Raw genomic sequence first — 15,385 nt, 5'->3', positions numbered from 1 at the left:
TATGCTGATTTAGTTGCTTTTATTTCATCATTTTCATAAAATCTTCTTCATTTAGTATTTTTAGATTTGTCTCAACACCTGAAGCTATAATCTCTTGGGCTTTTTCTAGCTTTGCTCCTGCTTCTTCACCTGCGATCAAAAAGTCTGTCTTTTTACTGACACTGCCTGCCACCTTTGCCCCGAGCTTTTCCAACTGATCTTTAATCTCTTTACGACTAAAATGCTCCAACGTACCAGTCACCACCACAGTCTTATCCTTGAAGATGGTATTTTCAACCTCTACCTGGACTTCATGTTGAGGATTTACCCCCTCTGCCAATAGCTTTCTGATACTATCCATGATGGTTTCATCTTCAAAGAACTCTACGATACTATTGGCAACAATCTCCCCTACATCTGGCAGAGTCACCAGTTCTTCCACTTTTGCCTCCATAATAGCTTCCAAGGATTGATAATGCTTTGCTAAATCCGATGCTGTCTTACGTCCTACATTCGGAATCCCTAGGGCATAGACAAAGGCATCCAACTGACACTCCTTGCTCTTTTCAATAGAATCCAGTAGATTACGGGCTTTTTTATCTCCAAAACGTTCAAGATTGATTAAGTCCTCATACTTTAATTCATATAGGTCAGCGATTCCCTTTAGTCCAAGGGATTCAAAAAGCTGTTCTGCTGTCTTTTCACTGAAGCCCTCTATGTCCATCGCATCTCTGCTGGCATAATGGACAATTCTAGAAACTAACTGGGGCTTACAGGAAAGGGAGTTGGGACAGAAAATATGGGCACCCTTTTCCACCACTTCACTACCACAGTCAGGACAAGTCTCTGGCTTTTCTACTGCTGTGGCATCTTCACACTCTTCTTCGATGGCCCCCATAATTTCAGGGATGACGTCGTTGGATCTCCTTAGCCAGACTTTACAGCCTACTTTGACCCTTTTTCGTTGAATGTCCTCCCAGTTGTTGAGGGTGGCACGGCTCACTGTGACACCACCTATATCGACAGGCTCTAGCTCCGCCGCTGGGGTCAATTTACCAGTTCTACCCACCTGCCACACTACCTTATTTAATGTAGTGGTCACCTCTTGGGCTTCGAATTTAAAAGCCATTGCCCATCTAGGGAATTTTTGAGTATAGCCTAGGGCATCACGGGTTTTGATGTGGTTGATTTTGATTACGATTCCGTCTATTAAGAAATCCAGTTCATTTAGGTTGACCTTTAAAATTTCAATTTCCTCCACTACCTCTTGGATTGTCTTACAATGCTTTAGGTAGCTATTTACAGGAAATCCCTGTTGCTTTAAGAATGCGATGACCTCTAAATGGGTTTCAAAGTCCATTCCCTCAGAATAACCTACGTTATAACAAAAGGCATCTAAATTCCTAGTGGCGGTTGTTTTGGGGTCTAGGTTTCGCAGAGCCCCTGCTGCCGCATTTCGGGCATTTTTTAATGGTTCTGCCGCCGTTTTATTGTACTTTTCCAATACAGAGAGTTTCATAATCCCTTCTCCCTGTACCTCCATCTTGCCTGTATGTTCAATCCTAAGGGGAACTGTTTTAATGGTCTTCGCCTGTTTTAAGATGCCTTCCCCTACAGTTCCATTTCCTCTAGTTGCAGCTTGTACCAATACCCCATCTTCATAAGTGAGGTTGATGGTTAATCCGTCAAATTTTAATTCCATTACGTATTCTATAGGTAAATCCTTTCCCTCAAGTAGCTTTCTTACCCTGGTATCCCAAGCCAATAGCTCTGTTGCTGTCTTTGACTTGTCTAGGCTCCATAGGGGGGCAATGTGTCTGTGGGGCAGAAAGTTCTTCAAAGGCTCTCCCCCCACCCGTTGAGTAGGCGAATCTGGTAGCACCTCTCCTGTTGCTTTTTCTAGTTGAATCAATTCATCGTATAGGGCATCATATTCCTTATCACTGATTAAAGGATTATCCAGTACATAATATTGATGGTTGTGTTTGTTTAACTGCCTCACCAGTTCCTTCATTTCCTCTATTTGACCCATTGTTTCACCTCTATTTTATTGGATGATTTCTAGTTTAATAAATCCTGCTGCAATCTTCTTGATTCCGCCATTTGGAAAGGCAATACTCAACATGTCCTTGTCCACTGCTACGATTGTACCGATTCCAAACTTAGGATGTTTAATCTTTGTGCCTGCCTTGTAGCTGCCTCCTGTACTGCCACCACCGTTACCCACTGGCTTTGTAGCAATAGGTTCCTTCTGCCTTTCTCCCCTAAATAATGGAGATGTTTGCATTTGCCGTACTTCTGCTTTACGGTCGTACCCACCTTTTCTTGGGGCTTCTTTAGCGATTAACTCTGCTGGTATTTCATTGATAAATCTTGATGGACTATTGTAGCCTGATCGTCCATATAGGGTCCTCATGACAGCATGGGTCATGAATAATTTCTCCATGGCACGGGTAATCCCTACATAGCAAAGTCTTCTTTCTTCCTCTTCGTTGTCTTCATCTAGGGACATCTTTGAAGGGAATATTCCCTCCTCCATCCCTGGAATAAATACGATGGGGAACTCTAGCCCTTTAGCGCTATGGAGGGTCATTAATACCACTGCATCATCATCCTCCGCCATATTATCCACCGGAGATTCTAAGGATGTACGGGCAAGGAATTCCTCAAGGGTTTTGACCTCTGCATTTTCATCAAAATCCTTTGTTAAGGATTGGAACTCTTTAAGGTTCTCAATACGACTTTTGGACTCTACTGTATTTTCTTCCATAAGGGCATCAATATACCCTGTTTTTTCATAAATTTCCGAAACGATTTCTGTAACAGATAATTCATTTTTTCTTTGGATTAGATCTACAATTAATTCGGTGAATTTGTTGGCCTGTACCTTTACCCTTGTTGAAAGCTGTGGAATATCATCCACATCTAGAAAGGCACTAAATAAGCTCTCCCCCATTTCAGCAGCAAAGTCCGCCACCCGTTCAATGCTCTTTAACCCAATACCCCTCTTAGGTACATTAATGATTCTTTGGAGAGCAACATCATCCACAGGGTTCTCCACCATTTTAAGGTAGGATAAAATATCTTTGATCTCCTTACGATCGTAGAATCGCAACCCCCCAAATAGCTTGTAGGGGATCCCCTCCTTTAACATAATTTCCTCCAGCACACGGGACTGGGCGTTGGTTCTATAAAGGATGGCAAAGTCAGAATATCTTTTCTCATCTTCTCTTTTTACCTTTTTGATGTTTGCAGCAATAAATTGGGCTTCTTCATATTCGTTTACCGCCTTGTGGTATTGGATAATCTCACCACAGGGGTTTTCTGTAATTAGTCTTTTATTCTTCCGTTGCTGGTTGTTGGCTACCACGTGGTTTGCGGCATTTAGAATATTTTCCGTTGAGCGATAGTTTTGCTCCAGTTTGATAACTTTTGCTCCTGGGAAGTCCTTCTCAAAGCCAAGGATATTTCTAATATCCGCCCCCCTCCATCCATAGATGGATTGGTCATCATCCCCTACTACACAAAGATTTTTGTGACTTCGGGACAACAGGTTCACCAGCTGATATTGAGAAATATTGGTATCTTGGAACTCGTCCACCATGATGTATTGAAATTTTTCTTGATAGAATCTAAGTACTGTTGGATTAGTCTGAAACAACTCTACTGTTTTCATGATCAGGTCATCAAAATCAAGGGCATTGTTGCTTCTTAATCTATTTTGGTACATTTCGTAGAGTTTGCCAATCTTGGTCTTTCTAAAGTCCCCCATGTGGGTTTGTTGGAACTCTTTGTATCCCATTAGTTGATCTTTAGCTTTCCCAATTTCCCCCAAAACTGCTCTAGGGTGGAAAAGCTTGTCGTCTAACTCAAGCTTTTTTATGCATTCCTTAATAACCACCTCTTGATCGGAGGTATCGTAAATAACGAAATTCTTTTGATAACCAATTTTATCTATGTCTTTTCTTAGGATTCTAACGCAGGAGGAGTGGAAGGTGCTAACCCATATATCTCTACAGTATTCCCCCAACAGATTCTCGATTCTTTCCTTCATTTCCTTAGCTGCTTTGTTGGTGAAAGTAATGGCTAATATCCTATATGGGAATACTTCCATCTCTTCTACTAAATATGCGATACGGTGGGTCAGTACTCTAGTTTTACCAGACCCTGCCCCCGCTAGTATTAATAGGGGGCCTTCTGTATGACAAACGGCTTCCCGTTGTTGTTGGTTAAGGTGACGTAAATCCATTTTTTTGCTCCCTTCCAAATCATATTGATATGTCTATCTTACCTTATTTGGGGAGGTTATTCAATAAGGGCTGTTTTATTGTGAAAAACTATTGAAAGCATTGCTTGAACTCCATTTTGATCTAGTTCTTTTAATCTAGTAGCTATAGAACCTACTAAATACTTAAATCCTTCTGTTTTACTCTAGTTCAATTAAGGGCAGGATAGACATAGAAACATGGTTAGACAGGTTACATTTACATTCTACTCTAGTTCTATTAAGGGAGAATCCAAAGGACATATGACACCCGATGAAATTAACTTACATTCTACTCTAGTTCTATTAAGGGGATTTATTGGTGGAGAGGTAAGACTGATCAATGAAAGATTTACATTCTACTCTAGTTCTATTAAGGGAAAAAAGAATGGTAAGAATAGCTAAACAAAAAATAAATTTACATTCTACTCTAGTTCTATTAAGGGGGACAAGAAGAAATTATAGCCCTTATGACTAAAGTATTTACATTCTACTCTAGTTCTATTAAGGGAGGCAACCATACTAACCGTGATATTGAGTGTATTACATTTACATTCTACTCTAGTTCTATTAAGGGGGTGATAAAGGTAAAGACTTTAAATCTATTAAAATCAATTTACATTCTACTCTAGTTCTATTAAGGGCATAGAGTACATGTATGCTTAAACATTACTACCTCCATTTACATTCTACTCTAGTTCTATTAAGGGGTCGTTGGCTGTTCTTATTGTCACTGTTTCACCTATATTTACATTCTACTCTAGTTCTATTAAGGGTCTTGATCACTTCAATTTCTTCCATTGTCAATTTTTCATTTACATTCTACTCTAGTTCTATTAAGGGGTGGAATGGTGTTCACTCCTGGAATATGCAGGTTAAATTTACATTCTACTCTAGTTCTATTAAGGGAGATTTAAGTATTGGCTGATAGATCCCGAAGACTTCATTTACATTCTACTCTAGTTCTATTAAGGGCTTAATTATTTTCCTCTGTCCGTTGATCGTTATGCGGATTTACATTCTACTCTAGTTCTATTAAGGGTATTAATCTATGATAGAAGCATTAATGAGCCACAATTATTTACATTCTACTCTAGTTCTATTAAGGGCCAGCTTTTTGATGATCTCTCCCTCTTCATTTTCGAATTTACATTCTACCCTAGTTCTATTAAGGGATCCATGTGTCCCACTTTAATTTGTGCACTGCATAATTTACATTCTACTCTAGTTCTATTAAGGGATTCTACACAGTAGTGAGGTTAAAGACACGCTACTAAATTTACATTCTACTCTAGTTCTATTAAGGGGGGGGTTAAATTGTAATATGCCTAGGGGAAGGATATATTTACATTCTACTCTAGTTCTATTAAGGGTCTTCTCTTAGAGGAAAATAAGAACCTAATTCCTAAATTTACATTCTACTCTAGTTCTATTAAGGGCAGCAGCAATATTTGAAGCTGATGGTGGAGCATGGATTTACATTCTACTCTAGTTCTATTAAGGGGTTGTGGTCCATAATGGCTTGTCCATCCCATGACCAAATTTACATTCTACTCTAGTTCTATTAAGGGTCAGATACCTTCCCAACCTCATCTGCTTCCATTTTATATTTACATTCTACTCTAGTTCTATTAAGGGAAGATAATTTAGGAGGGTTAAAATGAAGGAGTTAATTATTTACATTCTACTCTAGTTCTATTAAGGGTAAGTATAGCAATAGCTAATAATCTTATGAAAAAGAATTTACATTCTACTCTAGTTCTATTAAGGGTCAGCCTTTATATCGCAACAGTATAAAAATTCCATATTTACATTCTACTCTAGTTCTATTAAGGGTGAGATTATGGGATATTTAATAGGTGGTTTTATATTAATTTACATTCTACTCTAGTTCTATTAAGGGAAGGCTCCGACAACTTACTTCGCTACTGTCATATGCATTTACATTCTACTCTAGTTCTATTAAGGGTTTTGAATAATTCCTCGGTAGCCATTTAGGAGGATACATTTACATTCTACTCTAGTTCTATTAAGGGTGGAGATGTTATTCGATTAGGTGGGAGTGTAAATTGGATTTACATTCTACTCTAGTTCTATTAAGGGCTATGCAAAAAAGTATCAAAGGAGTGATATATTAATTTACATTCTACTCTAGTTCTATTAAGGGCAGTAATGACTTTGGCTGGTGTGTCATTTCAAAATAGATTTACATTCTACTCTAGTTCTATTAAGGGTAGATGACTTTTTGATCACTGCTCCTGCTGCATCGTTATTTACATTCTACTCTAGTTCTATTAAGGGCTGAGTATGTCAATGATGGCCATTGGATGAATCCAAAATTTACATTCTACTCTAGTTCTATTAAGGGTTAGTGACTGTATTCTCTTGGCTTTTAGTAATCAATAATTTACATTCTACTCTAGTTCTATTAAGGGACGAATCCTTTATTTATAATCGCTTCTTGTTCTTTATATTTACATTCTACTCTAGTTCTATTAAGGGACTGAAGTCTTAGCTGTTCCATGGCTGATAGTTTCTTATTTACATTCTACTCTAGTTCTATTAAGGGCTCTAATCCTTCTTCTTCAAATAGCCAAGCATGTTCATTTACATTCTACTCTAGTTCTATTAAGGGATGGTTCATCTTCATCGAATCCTTGAAATTTCATCAATTTACATTCTACTCTAGTTCTATTAAGGGGACAAGGAACAATAACGATTAGTCTTATTAAAAATGATTTACATTCTACTCTAGTTCTATTAAGGGGGAATTGTTCACGCATTAAAGATGCTTAGTTATATATATTTACATTCTACTCTAGTTCTATTAAGGGTTATGCAAGGAACTATCACTAAGAAAGGAACAAAGATTTACATTCTACTCTAGTTCTATTAAGGGGTTAAGGACGATGATTATTGTTCATCATTTCATGCATTTACATTCTACTCTAGTTCTATTAAGGGCATTTGCCCCACGATTCAACTGGCTTAGTAAAAGCACATTTACATTCTACTCTAGTTCTATTAAGGGGGTACTAAATTTCCTTGGAAGGAGCTGATGGATATGTATTTACATTCTACTCTAGTTCTATTAAGGGATGTTTTAGTTCTTTCCTCTTTGTGTTCATCATTCTTATTTACATTCTACTCTAGTTCTATTAAGGGTACGTCTACCTAATAGTTGTTCATGCTCTCCGTGGGATTTACATTCTACTCTAGTTCTATTAAGGGCCAAGTAAGAAAGAAGCTACGAAACGTATTATCTAATTTACATTCTACTCTAGTTCTATTAAGGGACGACTACGGAACCAGTCATGCTGCGCCGTGGATTACATTTACATTCTACTCTAGTTCTATTAAGGGCTCTGCCGGGGAGCTGCAGGAAGTTATGACATTCGCATTTACATTCTACTCTAGTTCTATTAAGGGGCCAAAGAACTACATATGATTATTGTTAAAAAAGAATTTACATTCTACTCTAGTTCTATTAAGGGTATTAGGAATTACCAATGAGAGAAATATATATAAGGATTTACATTCTACTCTAGTTCTATTAAGGGTCAAGAAGTTACAAAGACTATTAAGCATTATAGACGAATTTACATTCTACTCTAGTTCTATTAAGGGTGATATCAGATTTAAAGCCTTCCTGTGTTCTTCTAAATTTACATTCTACTCTAGTTCTATTAAGGGATATCTCTTGTTCTTCATTTGTGTATGAGTTAGGTATTTACATTCTACTCTAGTTCTATTAAGGGGTTAATAATTTAGGTGATTACTTATCTACATTGGAGAATTTACATTCTACTCTAGTTCTATTAAGGGATTCTGGTCTTCGACGTTATAGTTTTCAGTTCCCAGATTTACATTCTACTCTAGTTCTATTAAGGGGCGATCTAATAATAGAGCGTGGTCCTATATGTCAAATTTACATTCTACTCTAGTTCTATTAAGGGGGTGTACACCATACTATGTCCACTGCCGAATGACACATTTACATTCTACTCTAGTTCTATTAAGGGAAATTGACGAAATCAAGAACCAATCCGCTATGAAGGATTTACATTCTACTCTAGTTCTATTAAGGGGGAAGAAACGGTGCATTTCGTAATTAGATACTCTAATTTACATTCTACTCTAGTTCTATTAAGGGTTTCCTGAAAGTTACATCATAGACAAAGACTACACATTTACATTCTACTCTAGTTCTATTAAGGGATTAAAGGCAGCCAATTCCAGTTATATGTTAATAGCATTTACATTCTACTCTAGTTCTATTAAGGGGTGCACCTGCACCACTTCCATCATTATTTAGTAAGCGTACAATAATAGATGTATTTTCAAGTTGCTTTCTGAATGAGACAATAGAATCAAATCTAATACTTTTAAAGTCTTTACTAGTGTTACAAAAACTTTAAAAGTCTCAGGGGGATTGCTATGGATATGAGGGAAGTAAATCATCAGGTAAGGATTAACGAATGGCGGCAGATTATCTCTGAATGTAGAAGTAGTGGGAAAACAATTAGGGACTGGTGCAAGGAAAACTCAATTAAATCAAGTCAATACTACTACTGGTTAAGAGTAATACGAAATGAATCCGTTGCTTTAGTACAAAAAGAATTACATGCACCTCCGGCCACTTTTGCCGCTGTTGAGATCAGAGAAGAAGATACTACTTACGAAAATAAAAATGATACATGTGCTGTAGTAAAGGGGCAAGGTTTTTCTGTTGAGATAAAGAATGGTGCTAATATTCAAACCCTGGAGCAAACCCTTCGTATTTTGGGCAGCCTATGTTAGCAGAATTTGATGGATTTATTCGAGTTTATGTAGCATGTGGTCATACAGATATGAGAAAATCAATAGATGGCTTATCAGCAATTGTTGCACAAAACTTTAAACTGGATCCCTTTGATAAAAGCCTGTTTTTGTTTTGTGGAAGAAGACGTGACCGATTAAAGGGTTTGCTGTGGGAAGGTGATGGATTTCTACTACTGTATAAGCGTCTTGAAGGAGGGAAATTTAACTGGCCAAAGGACCCGAGGGAAGTCATGGAATTAACGCCACAACAATACCGCTGGCTGGTGGAGGGCCTATCAATCCACCAGAAAAAAATCATCCCAAAACTTGATAAGAAGAGATTAATATAAAGACTTAAAACCTTGAAAATACAGGGTTTTGAGTCTTTTTTTATGTGGCTTTTCTACTCAAAAAATGATATAATTAAGATAGGAAAATCATAAGAAGAAAGGCTAGATTCCAATGACTGAAAGCTCTCTGATACAAATACTTCAAAAAACAATTGAATCCCAAAATGAAACCATAGAATCATTGAGAAAAGAGCTTCAGCGTTCCAATGAGAATTTAGAATACCTTTTAAAGAAGCTTTATGGTAAAAAGTCTGAGAAAACAGCTGTAATCGATGGTCAACTTGTGATTGGTGAAATAGCTTTGGGATTATTCAATGAAGCAGAAGTTAATGCAGATTTGACAGTACTTGAACCAGTACCATTCGAAGAGCCTGTTAAAAGAACCCGTTCAGGGTATAAAAGAAAAGAAATATTTAAAAACCTGCCACAACAGGACCATGTTTACAAATTAGATGAGTCTCAAAGAACCTGCCCTGCATGCGAAGCAGATCTATCAGATGCAGGTAAGAAGTTCCTGCGTTCAGAAATTAAATATATTCCTGCTGAAATTAGCATTGTAAACATATATCAGGAGACATATGAATGCAGAAAGTGTAAGAAAGAAGGCCGGCCTTCGATCATAAATCCCTATACACCTGAGCCAGTACTGCAGCACTCATATGCGACAGCATCTAGCGTAGCTTGGACAATGTATCAGAAGTTTGTACAGGCAGTTCCCCTATACCGTCAAGAAAAAGACTGGAAGCAAATGGGCTTTCCAATAACTAGAGCAACTTTATCAAACTGGATATTGAAGACATCAGAAGAGTGGCTGACGCCAGTGGTAGAAAGACTTCACCAAGAGCTACTGAGTGAAAAATATCTGCATGCAGACGAGACACCGGTACAAGTGCTAAATGAGCCTGGGAAGAAGAATACCTCAAAGTCATATATGTGGGTATATACAACATCCAAGGAAGCAAAAAATCCAGTAAGGATATTCCAGTATGAGACCGGGAGGTCTGGTGATCATGCAAAAGAATTCCTAAAAGGATTTGATGGGTATCTTCACACTGATGCATACTCTGGGTATGGAAAGGTCAAAGATATCAAGCACTGCTTATGTTGGGCCCACGTCCGGAGATACTTCGTGGATGCAAGTCCAAAAGATATGAAGAGCCCGGAAGCAACCCTTCCAGCAACGGGAATTGCATACTGCAATCAGCTATTTGACTGGGAAAGAAAATTTAAAGACCTCTCACCAGAACAGAGGAAAGAACAGCGTCTAAAACATGAAAAGCCCGTATTAGAGGCCTTTTGGTCATGGGCAGAAAAAGAAAAAGAACAAGTGTTACCAAAATCTAAAATTGGCACAGCACTTCAGTACGCTGTGAATGTCAATGAATTTTTGAGCCATGTGCTAATGAATTTCTATACCACGTGTGCTAACGAAAAAGTGAGCCACGTGATAATGAATTTTTGAGCCACCTTATTTATAAAAGAAGGAAAGCGAGGAGATGAATCCATACTTCCCTTAATTTATACATCAGTTATCGAGTCGTGTCTTTCCGGTAGGAATCTCCATTCATATTTAATACATGGGAACGGAAAGTAATTCTATCTACTAGAGCTGAAACCATGGTAGGATTGTCAAATAGCTCTGTCCATTTAGAGAACTCTAAGTTGGTAGAAATAATAATACTTCCTTTCTCGGAACGATCAGATATAACTTTAAATAGCAAATCAGATTGGTGACGGTTAAAGCTAAGATACGAAAGTTCATCTATAATAAGAAGATCTACCTTGGATAGCTGCTTTTCCAGCTTCATGAGTCTTTTATACTCCTTGGCTTCGACCAATTCTGTTGCAAGTGAGGCTGCCGTATAAAAACGCACGCTATATCCATTGGTACATGCTTTAAGGCCTAAGCCTATGGATAGATGGGTCTTACCCGTTCCTGGGTTTCCTATCATGACAATATTTTGGTGTTTATCTATGTAATCGCAGCCACTGAGTTCCCATAAAAACGGCTCTTTTACATGCTTTAGTCGATTAAATTCGTATTCATCTAGGGTCTTTATGTATGGAAACTTAGCTGCCTTAATTCTGCGCTTTTGGTTATTTTCTTGGCGCTGATCGCACTCTTGTTTTAATAATTCCAATAGGAAATCTTCATATCCCTTACGGGTATCTAGTTGACGTATTATATTTTCATAATCACAGAAAGTAGGAAGCTTTAACTGTTTACTGTACAATGAAATAGTTTGTGCCTTTACATTAATATCTGCCACTATTTACTCACCGCCATTCCGTATTTTTTGTCATACTCAGATAAGTCAACAGTATCTACAACTACGTCTTTATGAATGGGGATAATATTTGTAGCAGTAGGCACATCTAAGTAGCTAAGCACCAAATCAATGGATGGCTGTACATCCGAAGGAATCTGCTTTTTAATACTCAAGATTTTATCGACTCCATAGTCTAAGCATAACCGAAGAAGTTTGACGGTGTCTCGGTTCCCGTTAGGGAAGGATGTAGTCCACTGTAACAGCTCCTTTTGGATGTTTTGGCGAACTGGCTTAGCATGAAATACAGCACGTGGTTTTTGTTCTAGCATACTCATATAATGCTCTAGAGTATATTTCGTTTGTCCACCACTTCCGTAAATACGTTCATAACTAGCAACTTTAGTAGCCTTATGATAGATTTCCAAAGAATTGCCAAAGGCTTTTACAGTAACTTCTTTACCAATATGAAAAGCAGGTACTGAATAGTTGTTTTTTTCGAATCGAACAGTAGAATATTCGTTAACAATTGCAGTGACAGTCTTACTCGTATCAAAGCGGTACTTAGGTAGTGAGTAAAAGTATGGTAGTTCTTGGCGTAGCCTTGTTTCTACACTTCCTTCTCTACCTTGTATCACATGTTGTTTATATTGGTTGCATTTTTCAAGAAGTAGATGATTTAATATGGTCAAGTCTTTAACCTTTGGGACTGGGACTAGAAAGTTTCTTCTGGCTAAGCCAACTAGATTTTCTACAAGGCCCTTTTCGTTACCACTTGCTACATTGCAGAATGTTGGTTGAAATGCATAGTGAGCGCTGAAGGCCTTATATCTGTTCTGTAGCTTTGCATATTGACCGAAACCTTCCTTAACAGCAACTCTTGCGTTATCGAAGATAACCTTATGAGGAATACCTCCAAAGTATTCAAAGGCTTGCATCTGACCTTCTAAGAAGGATTCTTCATTTTGTTGTTTAAAAGCTCTAACAAAGATTGCGCAGCTAAAGCATAGCCTTGCACAGAAAAGGTTCACTGTGGTCTTAACGCCATCTAGATATATTGTTGCAGTACCCCAGTCAACCTGTAGAGCTTCACCTGGATCAAATTCAAGGGGGATAAAGGATTTGGGAATACTTGCTTTAATGCGACTTACAGCTGAACGTATTGTGGATTCACTACCGGTAAACTCCTTTTCATCTACTAAGCGCTGATAGATTCTCCTAGCTGTATGTTGTTGCTTCTTTAAGCCAGTAGCCTTGTCCTCTTCGAGGCATTGGAGGATAAAATCCAATACATCGTCAGTAAGTACATCAGCCTTTCGGCTGTATTCCTTGCGATCCCAAGGCACATTATTACCATCACAATATTTTTTTACAGTATTTCGTGAAATGCCAAGAGTTCGAGCAATAGCCCTTTGAGACATACCTTGGATTGTACTCATCTCTCTAATTTGTTGGTACACGTCCACGTTAATGATCACACCTTTCATCCTCCCCGTAAACTAGTCTATTATTATTAGTTTACAGGATATTTTTGAAAAGTGGCTCACATTTTCATCAGCACAAAGGTCCTTATTGGCTCACTTATATATTAGCATTCACAAGTACGCAATCAATCACAAAGAAAAGCTAGAGAAGTACCTTGAAGATGGTAACTGCGTAATATCTAATAACATAGCAGAAAATAGCATCAAACCATTTACAGTAGGAAGAAAGAACTGGGAGTTCTGTGGTAGTCCTGAAGGGGCAAAGGCTAGTGCAAGTGTATATTCCTTAGTTGAAACAGCAAAGGCGTGTGGCCTAAATCCCTACAAGTATTTAGAATATATATTAACACGACGTAACCGTCAAAGAATCTCCGCCTAGCCTGCAAATAGAAGCTTTGCTAGAATACAGATAATAAAACTTCTAAGGAGGAGATCTGTTTGACAAGTACAGCGACAGCTATTGACTGGGAGAATATATTAGAGAAGTTCGCTACCTATGAAGGGACGATAAAGTCCTTCTGCAAAGAGAATAATGTAAGCCTTCACCAATTTTACTACCACAGAAAGGCGGCAAAAAAGAGGAACGCTCCTGTATTCCATTCTATTAGTTTTAAAGAAGGAGCTATTCCATCTACTTCACATTCAGCATTCAGCATCAAGGTAGAAATAGGTAAAGCCAAAATACATATACCAAGTAATGATAAAATAGCTCTATCGAATATCCTTGGGGTGCTGATGGAATTATGTTAAATATAGCTCAAGTAAACAAGGTATATTTGGCGTGTGGGATAACTGATCTGAGGAAAAATATAGATGGATTAAGTATGATTGTACAGACCCAGTTTAAATTAGACCCTTTTGAAAAAGCACTATTTGTCTTTTGCAATAGGCAGATGAATAAACTTAAAATACTACATTTTGATGATGGATTTTGGCTATATTATCATCGACTGGAAAGAAATAAATTCAAGTGGCCTATGTCAAAAGAAGAAGCTCTAAAGGTTTCTAAAGAAGAACTAAGGTGGCTTCTTAAAGGATATGAAGTAAGAAATGGTTCAAAATTTAAACCCGTTGAGGAAAGAAATTGCTTCTAAAAAAGATACCACAAAACCACTGTAAGTAATGAAATTACAATGGTTTTGTGGTATAATTGTTATGTAAGAAAATATAAAATGAGGGTGAAAAATGAGTTTAAATTTACATAACCAATTAGATGAAAAAACTAAAGAATTGATTTTAAAGATGGAGGAAGAACTTGAATCGAAGGATACAGAAATAAAATCTAAAGACCAAGAAATAGCAGCTTTAAAGAATGAGTTATCATATCTTAAAAATCAAATCCTTAATAAAAATAGAAAAATGTTTGGTTCTTCTAGTGAGCAGACGAATTCAATGCAGGTATCATTTTTTGATGAAGCCGAAAATCATAGCAACTTAAAAACCGAAGAGCCTACTGTTGAAGAAATCACCTACAAAAGAACTAAAACTTCTCAAAGTATTGGTAAAAAAGACAACTTGGCTAACCTAGAAAAAGTAGTTGTAGAGCACAAGTTAGATGAAAGTGAACAGTCCTGTAAGGATTGCTCCAATGATTTAGTAGTTATCGGTACTAAATCTAAAGAAGTCCTGAAATATATACCAGCGAAGCTCTATGTAGAAGAGCATATTACCTACAGCTACGCTTGTAAAACCTGTGAAGAAAATAATGATCAGGCAAATATAGTTACAACAAAAGCTCCAAGTACCTTGCTCCATAAGAGCATGGCTTCTAACGAGCTTCTTAGTCATGTAATCAATTTAAAATATCAACACGCTATGCCTCTATACAGGCAAGAAACCTACTTTAAGATGATGGGAGCGAATCTTTCTAGACAGACCCTTTCAAACTGGATCATTAGCACAGCTAATGAACTGGAGCCAATCTACAAATTAATGAAAGAAGAACTCCTAAAAAGAAACTATATCCAGGCTGATGAAACAGTCCTAAAAGTTTTAGACGATAAGGGTAAGGAGTCAAAGAAACAAAAATATATGTGGCTCTATAAGTCCCCAGATAAAGATAGCCCTATCGTCATTTATGACTATCAAAAAACAAGATCGGGGTCTTGTCCTAAAGGATTTTTAAGTGGGTTCTCTGGAAGTCTTCAAACTGATGGCTACGCTGGGTATAATAAGGTTGAAAATATAAAAAGGATATATTGCCTTGCTCACATTAGAAGAAAGTTCCATGACATAATAGTG

Annotated in this window: 10 protein-coding genes, 1 pseudogene and 1 CRISPR repeat array; of the genes and pseudogenes, 7 read left to right on the top strand and 4 right to left on the bottom strand. The window is 37.5% G+C overall.

The features are described from left to right. Window positions 1–19: 19 nt before the first annotated feature. Both ligA and pcrA read right to left on the bottom strand, forming a co-directional pair. The gene (gene ligA / locus JOC73_RS08400) at window positions 20–2,011 is read right to left on the bottom strand and encodes an NAD-dependent DNA ligase LigA (RefSeq protein WP_204402038.1); all 1,992 of its coding nucleotides are present in this window, start codon (window positions 2,009–2,011) and stop codon (window positions 20–22) included. A gap of 15 nt (window positions 2,012–2,026) precedes the next feature. Then, window positions 2,027–4,228 carry a DNA helicase PcrA gene (gene pcrA, locus JOC73_RS08395; RefSeq protein WP_204402036.1) on the bottom strand — a complete coding sequence of 734 codons (2,202 nt, stop codon included), beginning with the start codon at window positions 4,226–4,228 and terminating at the stop codon, window positions 2,027–2,029. A gap of 233 nt (window positions 4,229–4,461) precedes the next feature. Continuing rightward, a CRISPR array of direct repeats spans window positions 4,462–8,527; the repeat unit is 30 nt; unit sequence ATTTACATTCTACTCTAGTTCTATTAAGGG. Window positions 8,528–8,680: 153 nt separating this feature from the next. Here pcrA and tnpA (JOC73_RS08390) point away from each other — a divergent pair. The 3 genes from tnpA (JOC73_RS08390) to tnpC (JOC73_RS08380) all read left to right on the top strand — a co-directional run bounded on the left by tnpA (JOC73_RS08390) (window position 8,681) and on the right by tnpC (JOC73_RS08380) (window position 10,855). Continuing rightward, window positions 8,681–9,043 (top strand): IS66 family insertion sequence element accessory protein TnpA, encoded by a 363-nt coding sequence (gene tnpA / locus JOC73_RS08390; protein WP_204402034.1) that lies wholly within the window; start codon window positions 8,681–8,683, stop codon window positions 9,041–9,043. Beyond that, a complete protein-coding gene (gene tnpB / locus JOC73_RS08385; protein WP_204402032.1) occupies window positions 9,037–9,393 on the top strand; it encodes an IS66 family insertion sequence element accessory protein TnpB in 357 nt (118 codons plus the stop codon). Before tnpA (JOC73_RS08390) ends, tnpB (JOC73_RS08385) begins: the two co-directional genes overlap by 7 nt. 112 nt (window positions 9,394–9,505) lie before the next feature. Beyond that, window positions 9,506–10,855, top strand: coding sequence for an IS66 family transposase (tnpC, locus tag JOC73_RS08380; protein WP_204402030.1), 1,350 nt, complete (start codon window positions 9,506–9,508; stop codon window positions 10,853–10,855). A 67-nt stretch (window positions 10,856–10,922) separates the two neighbouring features. Here the strand turns inward: tnpC (JOC73_RS08380) and istB are convergent, their stop codons facing one another. Both istB and istA read right to left on the bottom strand, forming a co-directional pair. Then, window positions 10,923–11,627 carry an IS21-like element helper ATPase IstB gene (gene istB / locus JOC73_RS08375; protein ID WP_207755082.1) on the bottom strand — a complete coding sequence of 235 codons (705 nt, stop codon included), beginning with the start codon at window positions 11,625–11,627 and terminating at the stop codon, window positions 10,923–10,925. 35 nt (window positions 11,628–11,662) lie between these two features. Beyond that, complete coding sequence (istA, locus tag JOC73_RS08370; RefSeq protein WP_204402028.1) at window positions 11,663–13,147, bottom strand: IS21 family transposase; 1,485 nt, start codon at window positions 13,145–13,147, stop codon at window positions 11,663–11,665. A 19-nt stretch (window positions 13,148–13,166) separates the two neighbouring features. On the opposite strand from istA, the pseudogene JOC73_RS08365 reads away from it, so the two are divergent. From JOC73_RS08365 to tnpC (JOC73_RS08350), 4 genes and pseudogenes are all read left to right on the top strand, one after another. Then, window positions 13,167–13,496, top strand: a pseudogene (locus tag JOC73_RS08365) (IS66 family transposase); the annotation flags it as partial. An 86-nt stretch (window positions 13,497–13,582) separates the two neighbouring features. Continuing rightward, a complete protein-coding gene (gene tnpA, locus JOC73_RS08360) occupies window positions 13,583–13,894 on the top strand; it encodes an IS66 family insertion sequence element accessory protein TnpA (RefSeq protein ID WP_204402026.1) in 312 nt (103 codons plus the stop codon). Beyond that, window positions 13,888–14,238: an IS66 family insertion sequence element accessory protein TnpB gene (gene tnpB, locus JOC73_RS08355; RefSeq protein ID WP_204402024.1), complete on the top strand. Its 351-nt coding sequence runs from the start codon at window positions 13,888–13,890 to the stop codon at window positions 14,236–14,238. Before tnpA (JOC73_RS08360) ends, tnpB (JOC73_RS08355) begins: the two co-directional genes overlap by 7 nt. Window positions 14,239–14,329: 91 nt before the next feature. Beyond that, window positions 14,330–15,385: IS66 family transposase (tnpC, locus tag JOC73_RS08350; RefSeq protein ID WP_204402022.1), on the top strand; the 1,056-nt coding region annotated here is incomplete at its 3' end.

This window comes from Alkaliphilus hydrothermalis (genome assembly GCF_016908555.1).
Lineage (GTDB): Bacteria > Bacillota > Clostridia > Peptostreptococcales > Natronincolaceae > Alkaliphilus > Alkaliphilus hydrothermalis.
The sequence above is the reverse complement of the archived record's forward strand: the minus strand, read 5'-3'. Positions and strand labels throughout refer to the sequence as shown.

Excerpts from the sequence above, each read along its gene's own strand:
- tnpB (WP_204402024.1), top strand. The coding sequence starts at position 13,888 with ATGTTAAATATAGCTCAAGTAAACAAGGTATATTTGGCGTGTGGGATA.
- istA (WP_204402028.1), bottom strand. The coding sequence starts at position 13,147 with ATGAAAGGTGTGATCATTAACGTGGACGTGTACCAACAAATTAGAGAG.
- ligA (WP_204402038.1), bottom strand. The coding sequence starts at position 2,011 with ATGGGTCAAATAGAGGAAATGAAGGAACTGGTGAGGCAGTTAAACAAA.
- tnpC (WP_204402030.1), top strand. The coding sequence starts at position 9,506 with ATGACTGAAAGCTCTCTGATACAAATACTTCAAAAAACAATTGAATCC.
- tnpB (WP_204402032.1), top strand. The coding sequence starts at position 9,037 with ATGTTAGCAGAATTTGATGGATTTATTCGAGTTTATGTAGCATGTGGT.
- tnpA (WP_204402034.1), top strand. The coding sequence starts at position 8,681 with ATGGATATGAGGGAAGTAAATCATCAGGTAAGGATTAACGAATGGCGG.
- pcrA (WP_204402036.1), bottom strand. The coding sequence starts at position 4,228 with ATGGATTTACGTCACCTTAACCAACAACAACGGGAAGCCGTTTGTCAT.